This window comes from Mesorhizobium sp. KR1-2, from assembly GCF_040045035.1.
Taxonomy (GTDB): domain Bacteria; phylum Pseudomonadota; class Alphaproteobacteria; order Rhizobiales; family Rhizobiaceae; genus Pseudaminobacter.
Map to the genome: position 1 here is coordinate 347,635 of NZ_JBDZDS010000002.1, position 13,021 is coordinate 360,655.

Genomic DNA, 13,021 nt, shown 5'->3' on the forward strand with positions numbered 1-13,021 from the left:
TCAGAACTCGATCCCCTGCTGCGCCTTCACGCCGGCCGAAAAATGGTGCTTCACCGAGCCCATCTCGGTGACAAGATCGGCTGCCTCGATCAGCGCCGGCTTGGCGTTGCGGCCGGTGACGACCACATGCAGCCCCTCGCGCCGATTCTTCAGGGTCGAAACGACCATGTCGAGGTCGAGATAGTCGTAGCGCAGCGCGATGTTGAGTTCATCGAGCACGACGAGATCGATGGTCGGATCGTTGATGAGTTCCACCGCCTTGGCCCATGCGGCCTCGGCGGCGGCGATGTCGCGCTTGATGTCCTGCGTTTCCCAGGTAAAGCCCTCGCCCATTGTGTGCCAGACCACCCGGTCGCCAAAGGCGGCAAAGGCGTCCTTCTCGCCGGTGTGCCATGCGCCCTTGACGAACTGCACGACGCCGACGCGGCGGCCGTAGCCGATCATGCGCAGCGCAAGGCCGAAGGCGGCGGTGGTCTTGCCCTTGCCCGGGCCAGTGTTGACGATCAGCAAGCCCTTCTGCTCGATGGTCTTGCCGGCCACTTCGGCATCCTGCACCGCCTTGCGCTTGGCCATCTTGGCCTTGTGGCGTTCGGCTTCGCTGTCGTCGATTTCCTTCATGTCATTTCACCTGCATGGGCAGGCCCGCGACCATGAACAGCACACGGTCAGCGCGGGCCGCAATCTTCTGGTTGAGCCGGCCGGCGGCGTCGCGAAATCTTCTGGCAAGCGCATTGTCGGGCACGATACCGAGGCCGACCTCATTGGCCACGACGAACCATGGTCCGCGCGGCTTGCCCAGCACCTCGGCGAGACGCTCGCTTTCACGCTCGAGATCGTGTTCGGCCAGGAGATGATTGGAGAGCCATAGCGTCAGGCAGTCGACAAGCAGCGGGCGGCCGTCGGGCACGCTCTCGATTGCGCCAACGAGATCGAGCGGGGCGTCGAGCGTTTCCCAGCCCTCGACGCGGCGGGCGCGGTGCAGCGCGATGCGCTCCACCATCTCGTCGTCATAGGCCTGGGCAGTGGCGATGTAGGTCCACGGCGCCGGAAAGCCGGTCGCCAGCTGCTCGGCATGCGCGCTCTTGCCGGAGCGCGCGCCGCCGAGCAGCAGCGTCAATGTGCTGGCGTCAGGCAAAGCTGTCGCGCAGGCTTTTTGCCGTTCCGGTGAAGCGGCCACGCACGATGCCGACCAGCGCCCCGAGCACCACCCAGAAAATCAGGTTGGTGACGTTGACTGCGACCACGAACTGGTGGTGCAGGCTTTCCGGAATGGGCGTTTCGTGGCTTGCCGGCTGCGGCGCACCGATGACGTGCGGTGCCACGATCAGCGCCACGCCGAGCAGCGAGAAGGCCAGCGAGTTGCGGGAGGCGATCAGGCCAAGACCAGCAGCCGTGGCGACGGCCGTGCCGATCCACCAGACCTGGCGGGCGGCAAGGTCGGCGGCTGGCATGGCCGGCAATTCCGGCGGCAGGCCGAGGCCCGGCGCCAGCGTGAACACGGCAAAGCCCGCAAAGCCCCAGAAAACGCCCTGACGCCAGCCCGCAATGCCGCCCGCCATTTCGGACACGGCTACCAGAACCAGCGCGAAGCCGATGCCGGTGACGATATTGGCAAGCGCGGTGAAGCTGAAGCGCTCGAGGCCGTCAGCCGGCGCCCAGGCTTCTTCCTCCTCGGCGGGCGCAGCGGCTTCTGCGGTCGCCGAGGCACTCATCTCCATGCCTGGCATATTGTGTGCCGAACCATGGTCGTGCCCGCCAGCAGCCTCTTCATAGACCTCAGCCTGAAGAATCAGCGGAACCGTCGCGAAGGTTTGCATCCCAGCCATGACCATGCCGGACAATAGCCCAGCGATCGCCGCGATGAACACGACGTTGCGAAACACAGTCATTGGAAGCCCCTTTTAATGGCAGGGGAACGCGAGCGAGTGGCGGTAGTCGTGGGCGGCGTTGTGGACGACTTCCATGTGCGAGAAGCCGACGAAGCCGATCACGAACAGGCCGAGCAGCGCGGAAAGCGCGAGCTGCGTGGCGCGCGAGGAAGAGCTTGCAGAAGCGCCGAGCGTCGAAGAAATCGTGTTCATTTTAAAGTCCTTTCACCCTCCACCCGAGGGCATCTAGCGTTGTCTTCGTCGCCGGCAGGTCTCCTGGCTTGCGGGTCTGCACCCTTCCCCGCCTTCCCGAGGTAACCCTCAGTGGCATTTGGGGAGGGCTCTCCGCATACAGTTGCGGGGGCAGCCGCGGCTTTGGGCACAAAAAATGCCCGCACCGCATTCCCTCTTGTTCCGTCCGGAACCGACGACGGCCGCGACTATACGGAGAATCGTCACGCCCGGCAAACCATATTCCCGCCCTTTTGGCGGCCATCGAGGTCGCAAATGCACAAGTCCTTGCCAGCGGCCAAATCGCCGCCATTTGCATGATGATTGACAATCGACGTTTGCCAGTGTCCGTTTTGTGCGGTCGACCGGGAGTAGCGCTATGCGAGCCGACATCGAACACAGCGATCCCTACAATGGGCTGCGGTCCGCCGAGACGACGCTGCCGGCCCGCTCCTATTGGGACGAAGCGGAATATCGGCGAGATCTTGAAGCGATTTGGTATCGCAACTGGATGATGCTCTGCCGCGAGGCCGACATCGCCCAGCCTCAAGCCTATCGGGTCTTCACGATCGGCACTCAGCAGGTCCTCGTCATACGCGACGAAAGCGGAATCTTGCGTGCCTTCCACAACACCTGCCGGCACCGCGGCTCACAGTTGTGCCGCGAAAACGAGGGCCGCCTGAAGAGCAGGCTGCTGACCTGTCCCTACCACGCCTGGTCCTATTCCTTGCGCGGCGAATTGGTGCGCATCCCCTCCAAGACGCTTCCGGCTGGCTTCGACAAGGCCGATTACCCGCTCTATCCGGTCGCGATTTCGCTCTGGCGCGGCTTCGTCTTCGTCAATCTCACCGAGGATGCCGCCGGTTCCGCCGCGGAAAGTTTCGATCCCGGCTCCGGCGACCTTACCAACTGGCCCTTGGAAGAACTCGCCACCGGCCATGTCCTGCGCAAAGTGCTGAACTGCAATTGGAAGGTTTTCTGGGAAAACTTCAACGAGTGCCTGCACTGTCCGGGCGTGCACAAGAACCTGTCCCACCTCGTTCCGATCTACGGCCGCGGGCTGATGGCGCGCCATGACGATCCCGACTGGGCGCTGCATGCCGACAACGACGCCCCCGAATTTGCGGGCGGACTTCGGGCGGGCGCCGAAACCTGGTCGGAGGACGGTCGCGTTCACGGCCCGGTTTTCGGTTCACTGACGGAGGCCGAGCGCGCCGCCGGCCAGACCTATGCAATGCACCTGCCGTCCATGTTCATAGTCGGCCATGTCGATTATGTGCGCACCGTGCGGCTGATGCCCCTCGGCCCCGAACAGACCGAGCTTACCGCCGAATGGCTGTTTCCTGCGGATGCGCTGACATCGGAGGGCGCCAACCTGGAGAATATCGTCGACTTTGGGGCCCGCGTGCTGGAGGAGGATGCCGCCGCCTGCGAACTCAATCAGAAGGGCCTGCACTCGCTGCGGCACCAGGCCGGTGTTTTGATGCCAGAGGAATACGAGCTGCATCGCTTCCATCAATGGGTGGGCGGCCAGCACGCCGCCCACGACGTCACATCGATTTCGGCAGATAGCGCCAGGTAAGCAGGCCGCAAAAGACGGTGAAGACGCCAAGCGTGCAGAACACCGCCCCGAGCCCGAAGAAGCTAAGCACCACCGAATAGACAAGCGGCGGCAGGAGTTCAGAAAAATCGAGATAGGTGCGGTAGACCGCCGTCATCTGCGGCCTCTCATAGGTGCGCACCGCGCGCATGAAGGCAGTGGAACCGAGCGCGTCGAGCGCCACCGCAAACAGCGCGCCGAGCAGCAGGAATCCGCCGGTCATCAGCGGCAGGTTCTCCCCGCCCAGGCCGGCCGCGAACAGCGCCGCGCTCATGGCCAGGAAGGCAAAGGCCATCACGTTGCGCGCGCCGAAGCGCCGCCCCGCCCGCCCCCAGGAGATGGCGGCAAAGAGCAGCGCGTTGCCGGCCGAAACCAGCAGGCCCCCGGCCAGTTCACCCTCGCCCGTCACCACCATCAGGATCGGCCCGTAAACGAAGAAGGTCGTCCAGAAACAGGAGCGGCCGAAGGCGATCACCCAGGCCAGGCGCAGCCGCGGCTGGGAAACGAAGCGGCCAATGTTCTTCAGTGGGTTGGCGGCCCGCGTCTTGCCGGGACTGATCAGCGGATTGTCGCCAAGGCGGAAATACCAGAAGGTGATCAGCAGCGCCGTCGCGAAGGCTAGCACTACCGCATGTGTGGCTACGATTCCGTAATGCGTATAGAGGAACACGCCGAGCGTCGGCCCGCCGGTCCAGGCCATCATCGACCAGGCCATGCGCAGCGATTCGGCCTGCATGATCTCCGTCTTGCGGATGTGGTCCATGATGTAGAGGTTGAGCGTGATGGCGAGCGCGCTGGCGCCCATGACGCGGGCCAGCATGCCCAGCATCTGCCCCGGCAGCGAATGGGTCATGAACAGCAGCGAGCCTAGGGCCAGCAGAACCACTCCGGTCGTATAGATCCATCGGCGTGAGAAGCGGCTGATCAGCATCGGCATGAACAGCGTCGCCGAGAGGCCGATCAGCGCCACCAGCGTGTAGAGCAGCGAGACGCCCTGCTTGTTCTGCAGCAGCTCATAGGCCTGGATCGGCACCACGCTGGCGATGGTCGCTCGGGTAAAGGATTCAAGCGCATAGAGCGTGGCAAATGTGCGCGCGCCCGCCTGCTTTACGGCGGGAAGCCAGATGGGATGTCTTACCTGCGTGACCATTCCTGCACCGGATCTTTCAAGGGCAGGTTGGCAGGCGCGGGCGGCCACACGATAGCAGGAAACCGACCTTCGGCCGTCGCAATGGCTGTGGGGCTATAACCGCCGCATCGTGGCCTAAGCGGCGTCCCACTCCGGCGCGAAATCGTCATCGCACAGCCGCTTGTTCTGGCTGGTCAATGCCGAGATCGCCGCCATCTCCATGTCGGACAAGGCAAAGTCGAAGATGTCGATGTTTTCGGCCAGCCTCGCGGCCTTCGAGGTGCGGGGAATAGCCGACACGCCGTCCTGCTGCACGTGCCAGCGCAGCACGATCTGACCCGGTGTCTTGCCGTGGCGGGCGGCGGCGTCCCGCACTGCCTTTTCGTTGAACAGCCCGCCGTCCCGGAACAACGGGCAATAGGAAACCAGGGCCACGCCATTCTCGCGGCACAAACGCAGCAATTTGGACTGGTCGAGATAGGGGTGATACTCGACCTGGTTGCAAACCAGCGGCGCTTCCGAAAGCGCGATCGCCCTGGCCAGCAGGCCGGAGGGGAAGTTGGCCACGCCGATATGACGGGCGAGCCCCATGCGCCTGGCGGCGTTCAATGCCTTGATCGAGCCCTCCAGCGGGATGCTCGGGTTCGGCCAATGGATCAGCAGCAGGTCGACCTGGTCGAGACCGAGATCCTTGAGGCTGGCCTCCGCCGAGCGCTCCAGATCTCCGGGCGCAATGTCCGTCCACCACACCTTGGTGGTCACGAACAACTCGTCACGCGCAATGCCCGAGGCCCGCAGGCCCGCGCCCACGGCAACTTCGTTGTCGTAGCGGCGGGCGGTATCGACGTGACGGTAGCCGATCGACAGCGCATGCGAGACCAATGCGGAACATTCCTCGCCCTTCAGGGTCCAGGTTCCCAGTCCCAGCGCCGGAATGGAGGCGCCATTGGCATTCACGTTGTGCATCACATTCTCCCCGTCATTCTTCGGCCGCGTCATCCATGCTAACCATGGCGACCATGACCACATCGCCCTCGACCACTGCCATGTACCCCGATATCCAGACGAATCAAGCCTCGCCGGCCAAAGGCAGGCGCATCGACGCGCTCGACCTGGCGCGAGGCCTGGCCTTGGTCGCCATGGCCATCTACCACTTCACCTGGGACCTGGAATTCTTCGGCTATGTCGACCCCGGCATGACGGCGGTGAGCGGCTGGAAACTGTTTGCGCGCTGCATCGCCTCAAGCTTCCTGTTCCTTGTCGGCGTAAGCCTGGTCTTGGCGCACGGCCGAGGCATCCGCTGGAAACCCTTCTGGCGCCGCTTCGCCATGGTTGCCGGCGCGGCCCTCGCCATCTCCATCGTCACGCGGATCGCCGTGCCGGACGGCTTCATCTTCTTCGGCATCCTGCACCAGATCGCGCTGGCGAGCCTTCTCGGCCTCGCCTTCCTGCGGCTGCCGGCCTGGCTCACCCTCATCGTCGCGGCCGCAGTGATCGCCGCGCCCAACTTCCTGCGCAGTGAATTCTTCGACCATCCGGCCCTGTGGTGGGTGGGGCTGTCGGCCAACAACCCGCATTCAAACGACTACGTGCCGCTTTGCCCCTGGTTCGGCGCGGTGCTGGCGGGCATCGGCGCCGGCCGGCTGGCGACCTCCAGCGGGCTGTTCGACCGGCTGGCGGACATTCGCCTCGGCGCCTGGTCGTGGCCGCTCAACTTCGCCGGACGGCACAGCCTCGCCTTCTACCTCATCCACCAACCGGTGCTGATCTCGTGCGTCTGGCTATTCGCGCAGGTCATGCCGGCAGAGGTGCCGTCGCAAGAAGTGCGCTTCCGCAACTCCTGCGAAAAGACTTGCGAGCAGACGCGGGATGCCGAGTTCTGCGTGCGCTATTGCGTCTGCATGCTCGACGAATTGGAAAAAGATGGGCTCGACCAAGTATTTTCCGGCAGTACATCGCCGGAACTCAGCGCTAAGATGCGGGAAAACGCCGGATTCTGTACGGCGAAGACGGACGGCGAATTGCTGGAGGGAGAGACGCCATGACCGACATACACGACAGGCCGAACGCATTTCCATGGCCGCCGCTGATCTATATCGCGGCCATCGCCATCAGCATCATTCTCAACGTCGTCCTTCCCCTGCCCTGGATTTCCGGCTTGCTGGGCGACATCCTGTTCGCAACGGGCTGGCTCGCCGCGCTCGGCGCGGTCGCCCTGTATGCTTCCGCGCTTTACGTGATGCGGCAAGCGCAGACCACGGTATTGCCGACGAAGGCGGCCGAGCATCTGGTCACGGGCGGCGCCTTCGCCGTCACCCGCAACCCGATCTATCTTTCCATGAGCCTGCTGATGATCGGCATCAGCCTGATCACCGGCATCGTCTGGTTCCTGCCTTTTTCGGTGCTGGCCGGATACGCCACGCAGAAGCTCACCGTCGAGCGAGAGGAAAAGCACCTCGAAGCGCGCTTCGGCAAACGCTATCGCGACTACGCCAAGCGCGTGCGCCGCTGGATCTGACCGTTCCGGGCCGCGCATGCCGCAGTTGCAGGAGACCGTCGCCTTGGAGGGCGGCGGCCTCCGTCAGGTCGTGACGCCGAGTTCGGCCAGCCGCTCGACGCAAGATTCCTCGGCCTGATCCAACTCGGCCAGGGTCTCCTCGAGGTCGCGCCGCTTCTGGCGCAAATCCTCGCGCTTTTCCTCGATGCGCTTGAGCATCAGGTTGAGCTGGCCGACCTCGCCGGGCGGCTCCTTGTACATCTGGATGATCTCGCGGATCTCGTTGATCGAGAAGCCAAGCCGCTTGCCGCGCATGATCTGCTTGATCAGATGCCGGTCGGATGGGCGGAACAGGCGCGTGCGACCGCGGCGCACCGGCTGGATAAGCCCCTCATCCTCGTAGAACCGCAAAGTGCGCGTGGAGATGTCGAATTCGCGGGTCAGTTCCGTGATCGAATAATATTCCCGCATGAGGACTCCCTCTTCGCTTGGCGCGAATGTGGCGAAAGTTTTCGCACGGCATTTACGTAAAAGTCAATTGAGAACGAACGGCCCGGCTGTAGCCCTTAACCTCCCGAACTCACGCAGGAGCAAGCCCTTGGCCGTCAGCCTCCGCCCTGCGGAGGCATGCAGAGCGTTCAATCCCGGCCCAGGGCTACGAATCAGGCCTGACATCGCAGGGTGATTTCCCCAATGGACGCAGCCCGCCTATGGGTGCATCTTTGTCGAGGTGGCATTTTGAGGGGCGATGCCGCGAGACTGGAAAACCCACCTCCCACGGGAGAGCGCCATGCCCAATCAGCAATTTCTCACCCCACCCGACATGGCGATGATCGAGCGCATCCTCACCGAAGCCGGTCTTCGTCACCTGGTGAAGGGCTCGACGATGGAGAGCGACGCTGCCCGCTTTCTCACGCATCAATTTCAGGAGGGCGTTACCGACGAACCCGGCTTGAGGTTGATGCTGGAAAAATATCTGATGAAGAGAACCAGTTGGCGACGGCCGTCTCGACGGACAGCCGAACGATAGGTCATCGCAGCAACGGATCGTCATCCGCCTAGGACCCAGGAGTTTCCGGCCTTGGCCGACACTGGCCGCAACTTACGCGACGGTCCGGCTTTGCAACATCCTATCATCCCGCAACGCGTGGGGTTAGAATCAAGATAAACCCCAAATGTGGAAAGCTCCTTCCCGCAGAACCAACGTCCGTTGCAGAGCCAATGGCTACCAAGAAGAAGAGAAACGCGCCCGTCTCTTGTCGGAATTCTTCAAAGGAGCCAGTTATTTTCGGCTCAAATGTCAAAGAAATTTATATTTTAATGGAGTGATCCCCTCGGGCTGGACCACGAGGGGGCACTCCATAAGGAAGTCACATTGGGGCGAGTATGAGTGATGTTATTTTCTATGTGGTGCCGGTAACTCTCTGGCATTTCTTATGCTCTGGCGCCTAACGATCGCGACAGCTTGGCAGTGGAGCGCAGGGTTTGTCGAAACAGCCGTCGGTTTCGTGGTCTCAATATTCCTGCCAGAGCCCTCCATCGCAGCATTCGGCTCAGGCATGGTCTTCATCGGCACCGCCTACTGTTGTGGCAGCGGTCTGACGGTGCATTTCAACACGTCAATGCTTCGCGTTCCGAGGCTGCTGTTCGTTGCCGCGCACCCGGATCTCGGTGGTCAGCGTGAACGGGTACAACGTGTCGTGTAGGGGTCGACAAGATGGGCGCCGTCGGGCCGGAGATTCTCCTCAATGTGGAAGATCACCGCGGGCTCGCCCGAGCGATCGCGCTCGACGCTACCGACAGCCCCTGCCCAAGGACCGCTGACGAGCTTGATCTTGTCCCCGGTACGGACGAAACGGCCCTCGGCGCTGCTCCCGGAACTATAGCTCCCTGTGGGAGTGAGCGTCAGGCTACCCATATTGCTGAAGGACAAGCTGTACTGGATCGGCTCGCCCCACTTGAAGCTCACTTTGCGGTCTTGATAGGCGCAGGTCAGCTTCGCGGTAGGCAACGGGACAGCTTCGGCGGCCGCCGAGCCACCCATGGTTTGCCCGGTCCCACTGGCCATACCCAGTTTGGTGCCACCACCAGGATAGAACGTTTCAAACTGCCCCTCTATCTTGTCGCTATCACATTTGCCGCTGATGTCGCCGTGTGCGCGCCCGGACTCGATCCTGATCGAACAACGGCCGTTTTCGAGAAAGCCCTGCGTGATGTTGCCTTCGACCGTGTAATCGCTCGTCACGATACGGCCCCGACCGGTGAAATCTCCGTCTTTGAGCAGGGCTTCAATCGTGAAGCTGCCCGACTTGTCGTCACCGTCGGTCAGTGTGCCGGTGAAAGCGACTGCGCCTTCGTTCGGCGTCAATGGCGCAGCCTGGGCAACGAGCGGAAATATCAACAGAAGCGCCGCCAGACGACAACGCATGTTCAACTTCCCCCAAGTCCGCCGCTCGCGATGGTGACAACTGCCGGAGTTGTGCCTCACTTGATCGAAATGTTCTAGATAGCCCTCTTCTCTAAGGGCGCAAAAAGACCGTGCCGTCTTCCTGAGGCGGCAGGCTCGCGAGTTGGTAGCATACTTTGACAACATGGCCTTCCTTCAAGAGCGGTCGGCGCAGGCCACCAAGTGGAAGACAACAACATGGAAAACAGCAAGTCGGTCAGCAACCCAAATACCAAAAACGTCCGCGCTGCCGCCTCGATGATGTCCCAAGGAGTGGTGTAGCTGGCTGGTTGGTCATCGGTGGTCTTTCCATCCGGATGCCCTCACGCCTGGAAAGCACACTATCGAGTTCGACTTCAAATATGACGGGCTCGACTTCGCGACCCTGGCCTTCAACAATCTGAGCGGCATAGGGCGCCGCGGCACTGGCGTTCTGAAGATGGACGGCCGCGAGGTCTCGTCGCAGAAACTAGAGCACGCCATACCGCTGCTTCTACCGATCGACGAGACGTTCGACATCGGCTCGGACACCGGCACGCCGGTGGACGACTAGGACTATCAGGTCCCCTTCCCGTTCACTGGCGAGATCGACAAGCTGACCATTGCGCTCGATCAACCAAAGCTGACGCCGGAGGACGAAAAGCGACTATCCGACGCATTCCGTGCAGGGCAGCACGCAAACTGACGCCACGAAGGATGCGGGCGGCGCTGTCGACCCAACGGCTGCGCCGCTGGCGGCGTTCCTGGTCGCAGCCGCATGCGGCCCTCAATCCCTCAATAAAGCGGTTCGGAAAACAGCATCCTGTTCCCGTCCATCAGCCCCTTGATCTGCAGCGTCCCGTCTTCTGCGACGGCCGCCAGGATACCGAAGCTGCGCACACGCATGTCCTGCTCGATCGCGCGCCCCTCGCCTTCAGGCAGATAGAAGCGGTCTATACCGTAGTCGACGTGGATGGTCTCCTCCTGGTCGAGCGACCAGCCGGACAGGACGGTGCCACGCACATCCACCTGTCCCTCGGCGGGCGAAGTCGCAAAGGCCGTGCCCAGCGAGGCCGAGGTCGGCTGCCAGAAACCGTCCGCGCCCTTCTCGACACGCACCCAGATCGGCCCGCCCTCAGTCACTGCCGCGCCGGACGGGCGGTTCACGATCATCTTCACCGGCATAGTGGAAATGTCATAACCGAGGCTGACATAGTCGCCCCGCAGAAGATCGCGCGGGTCGACGGGCTCGACCTTGAGCAAAACCTCTTGCCCGTTGCGGAGGACCGCAGCGCGAGAGGCCATGATCCAAGACAGGAAACCGATCTGCAGCAGCGCCAAGATGATCGCGGAAACGAGGAGCCTGTTTCTGGTCATCATGCTGCTCCCGCCTGATTGGTGAGTCTGTTCCGGATCCGCCGCTCCACCCGAATGATGACGATGGCGATGATGCCGAGCACGATGCCGGAGGCCAGGAAGAACCCGGCCGTGCCGAGCATGGTGCCGATGGTCACGACATAGACGAAGCAGAGTTCGAGGCCAAAGCCGATATAGGCGATCGTGCGCAGTGCGCGGCTGTCCCGACCCGCAAGGTAGAGCGCAGTCGCTATGCCGGCGAAAACCACAAGCGCCGCCAGCACCAGCCGCCCGGCGTGGTCGATTTGCTCTGCCTGGACAAGGGCGAGGCCAGCGAGGAAGCCGATCAGGACGTGAACCGGCAAAGTTCCACCAAGCCGCGTCAACGCCTCTACCGGCGCCGGTAGCACGGCGGCCAGCGCAAACAACGCGCTCGAGAGCAATGCAAGGGCGATGCCCGTCGCGGTCACATCGTGATGCACCGCCAGGAAGCAAGCGTACAACACCAGCGACAGCAGGATGATGTGACGCGCCACGCGACTCTGTGTCCAGTAGGACGCCAGCCACACCACAACAGCAATGATCGGGTAAGTATTGAGGTTGTAACGGAAATTCCCGTCATCAAGGCCAACGATAGCCAGCCAGGCGACACCGATCGCGGCCGCCGCCACGGTGAGCGGATTCGAACGCAGCGCCACGGCCGCAAGCACGGTGCCGAAGCACCACGTCAGCATGGCCGAGCTTTCGTCGCCCGACAGGTGATACATCTGCCCGATCAGTGCGATCGAGCCCCCGAAGGCGGCCGCCGCCACGAGCCACAGCCCCTCGGCGATAGCGTCCTGGCCGCGCGCCTTCACCACCGCGCCGCCGACATAGCCGCCCAAGATGATCGCAAACAGACCGGCCACTCGGACGAGCCTTGGGATATCCTCCCAGTTGGTCGCAACGAGAAGAAGGATTGCAGCGCCCAGCAGCAGGGCAGCCATGATTGCGAGAACGGAGCCGAAGCTGAACACACGGCTTTCATTTGCCGCGACATCGCCGACGAGCGCCTCGCCCGTCGCGGCGTCGATCAGCCCCTTCTCGACCCAGCGCGCAATGTCTCGATTCACCCGCGACGAATAACCTGTCAATTCCCTCACTCCAGACCTGTCCGCGGCAAAAGATCGCCTTCCAACTCTTTGTTGTCACGAGATTTTTAAGATTTGGTCACATTTGTGCCGCAGCTGCTAAAATCGATTAATGTTGCAATGCACAAAACGCATTGCTGCCATGCACCAACGGCGCTTTTAAAGATGTCCGGCTCAGCCTATCTAGGCTTCGTAAACAGCGATTGAAGAAAACGAACCGAAGACGAGCACGAAGATGAACCTGATCCGCAATTACCGCAACTGGCGCCGCTACCGTGACACCGTTTCCGAGCTGAGCCGCCTGTCCAACCGCGAACTCACCGACCTCGGCATCAGCCGCAGCGACATTCCTTTCGTCGCGCGCAAGTCGATCTGATTTTCCAAGGGCCATCCGGCCACGTCCGTTAAATAAAGAAAGCAAGAAAAAATGAATATCCTCCGCAATTTCCGCAACTGGCGCCGCTACCGTGAGACCGTTTCCGAGCTGAGCCGCCTGTCCAACCGCGAACTCAACGACCTCGGCATCAGCCGCAGCGAAATCCACTCGGTCGCTCGCCGGTCGATCTAACGGAATTTCGTCGGCGCCTACCTCCTCCCGGGTTCCGACGAATAAGGTCAGCGTTCTTCCTCCTCCCGATCGCTGACCGCCTTTAACGGCACCCGCCGAACCTCCTCCCTCGGCGGGTGCTGTTCTCCAAGGGCCTTCGCACCCTCAAATGGCGAAAGGAATTTCGTCGGCGCCTACCTCCTCCCGGGCTCCGATGAATAAGGTCAGCGTTCACCTC

16 protein-coding genes and 1 riboswitch are annotated in these 13,021 nt (G+C 62.3%); of the genes, 6 read left to right on the top strand and 10 right to left on the bottom strand.

Annotated elements, in window-relative coordinates; translation table 11 throughout:
- Genes cobO through ABLE85_RS05890 form a run of 4 tightly spaced genes read right to left on the bottom strand, consistent with a single transcriptional unit; the run spans position 1 to position 2,081 of the window.
- Complete coding sequence (gene cobO, locus ABLE85_RS05875; RefSeq protein WP_348791766.1) at positions 1-618, bottom strand: cob(I)yrinic acid a,c-diamide adenosyltransferase; 618 nt, start codon at positions 616-618, stop codon at positions 1-3.
- A gap of 1 nt (position 619) precedes the next feature.
- The gene (gene cobU / locus ABLE85_RS05880) at positions 620-1,135 is read right to left on the bottom strand and encodes a bifunctional adenosylcobinamide kinase/adenosylcobinamide-phosphate guanylyltransferase (RefSeq protein WP_348791767.1); all 516 of its coding nucleotides are present in this window, start codon (positions 1,133-1,135) and stop codon (positions 620-622) included.
- On the bottom strand, positions 1,128-1,889 hold the full coding sequence (locus tag ABLE85_RS05885; RefSeq protein ID WP_348791768.1) for a CbtA family protein: 762 nt from the start codon (positions 1,887-1,889) through the stop codon (positions 1,128-1,130). Before ABLE85_RS05885 ends, cobU begins: the two co-directional genes overlap by 8 nt.
- A 12-nt stretch (positions 1,890-1,901) precedes the next feature.
- A complete protein-coding gene (locus ABLE85_RS05890; RefSeq protein ID WP_348791769.1) occupies positions 1,902-2,081 on the bottom strand; it encodes a CbtB-domain containing protein in 180 nt (59 codons plus the stop codon).
- A gap of 35 nt (positions 2,082-2,116) precedes the next feature.
- Positions 2,117-2,312, bottom strand: a riboswitch (cobalamin riboswitch).
- 166 nt (positions 2,313-2,478) lie between these two features.
- Between ABLE85_RS05890 and ABLE85_RS05895 the strand changes: the two genes are divergently transcribed.
- Positions 2,479-3,681, top strand: coding sequence for an aromatic ring-hydroxylating dioxygenase subunit alpha (locus ABLE85_RS05895; protein ID WP_348791770.1), 1,203 nt, complete (start codon positions 2,479-2,481; stop codon positions 3,679-3,681).
- On the opposite strand, the gene ABLE85_RS05900 is transcribed toward ABLE85_RS05895, so the two are convergent.
- Positions 3,650-4,849 carry an MFS transporter gene (locus ABLE85_RS05900; RefSeq protein WP_348791771.1) on the bottom strand — a complete coding sequence of 400 codons (1,200 nt, stop codon included), beginning with the start codon at positions 4,847-4,849 and terminating at the stop codon, positions 3,650-3,652. The genes ABLE85_RS05895 and ABLE85_RS05900 overlap by 32 nt on opposite strands.
- Before the next feature lie 114 nt (positions 4,850-4,963).
- Positions 4,964-5,794, bottom strand: a complete 831-nt coding sequence (locus ABLE85_RS05905; protein ID WP_348791772.1) for an aldo/keto reductase — start codon at positions 5,792-5,794, stop codon at positions 4,964-4,966.
- An 80-nt stretch (positions 5,795-5,874) separates the two neighbouring features.
- On the opposite strand from ABLE85_RS05905, the gene ABLE85_RS05910 reads away from it, so the two are divergent.
- Positions 5,875-6,873: a DUF1624 domain-containing protein gene (locus tag ABLE85_RS05910; RefSeq protein WP_348792116.1), complete on the top strand. Its 999-nt coding sequence runs from the start codon at positions 5,875-5,877 to the stop codon at positions 6,871-6,873.
- Entirely contained in the window at positions 6,870-7,346 is a 477-nt protein-coding gene (locus ABLE85_RS05915) for an isoprenylcysteine carboxylmethyltransferase family protein (protein ID WP_348791773.1), read from the top strand. Before ABLE85_RS05910 ends, ABLE85_RS05915 begins: the two co-directional genes overlap by 4 nt.
- Before the next feature lie 63 nt (positions 7,347-7,409).
- On the opposite strand, the gene ABLE85_RS05920 is transcribed toward ABLE85_RS05915, so the two are convergent.
- Positions 7,410-7,796, bottom strand: coding sequence for a MerR family DNA-binding transcriptional regulator (locus tag ABLE85_RS05920; protein ID WP_348791774.1), 387 nt, complete (start codon positions 7,794-7,796; stop codon positions 7,410-7,412).
- A 319-nt stretch (positions 7,797-8,115) separates the two neighbouring features.
- On the opposite strand from ABLE85_RS05920, the gene ABLE85_RS05925 reads away from it, so the two are divergent.
- Positions 8,116-8,355: a hypothetical protein gene (locus tag ABLE85_RS05925; RefSeq protein WP_348791775.1), complete on the top strand. Its 240-nt coding sequence runs from the start codon at positions 8,116-8,118 to the stop codon at positions 8,353-8,355.
- A 645-nt stretch (positions 8,356-9,000) separates the two neighbouring features.
- Here the strand turns inward: ABLE85_RS05925 and ABLE85_RS05930 are convergent.
- From ABLE85_RS05930 to ABLE85_RS05940, 3 genes are all read right to left on the bottom strand, one after another.
- Positions 9,001-9,753, bottom strand: a complete 753-nt coding sequence (locus ABLE85_RS05930) for a hypothetical protein (protein ID WP_348791776.1) — start codon at positions 9,751-9,753, stop codon at positions 9,001-9,003.
- Between the two features lie 792 nt (positions 9,754-10,545).
- Positions 10,546-11,130, bottom strand: a complete 585-nt coding sequence (locus ABLE85_RS05935; protein ID WP_348791777.1) for a GDYXXLXY domain-containing protein — start codon at positions 11,128-11,130, stop codon at positions 10,546-10,548.
- Positions 11,127-12,239 carry a DUF2157 domain-containing protein gene (locus tag ABLE85_RS05940; RefSeq protein WP_348791778.1) on the bottom strand — a complete coding sequence of 371 codons (1,113 nt, stop codon included), beginning with the start codon at positions 12,237-12,239 and terminating at the stop codon, positions 11,127-11,129. The genes ABLE85_RS05935 and ABLE85_RS05940 overlap by 4 nt, the downstream gene beginning before the upstream one ends.
- A 232-nt stretch (positions 12,240-12,471) precedes the next feature.
- Here ABLE85_RS05940 and ABLE85_RS05945 point away from each other — a divergent pair, with 232 nt between their 5' ends.
- Positions 12,472-12,612 (top strand): DUF1127 domain-containing protein, encoded by a 141-nt coding sequence (locus ABLE85_RS05945; protein WP_348791779.1) that lies wholly within the window; start codon positions 12,472-12,474, stop codon positions 12,610-12,612.
- 51 nt (positions 12,613-12,663) lie between these two features.
- Positions 12,664-12,804 carry a DUF1127 domain-containing protein gene (locus ABLE85_RS05950; RefSeq protein ID WP_348791780.1) on the top strand — a complete coding sequence of 47 codons (141 nt, stop codon included), beginning with the start codon at positions 12,664-12,666 and terminating at the stop codon, positions 12,802-12,804.
- Positions 12,805-13,021 lie beyond the last annotated feature (217 nt).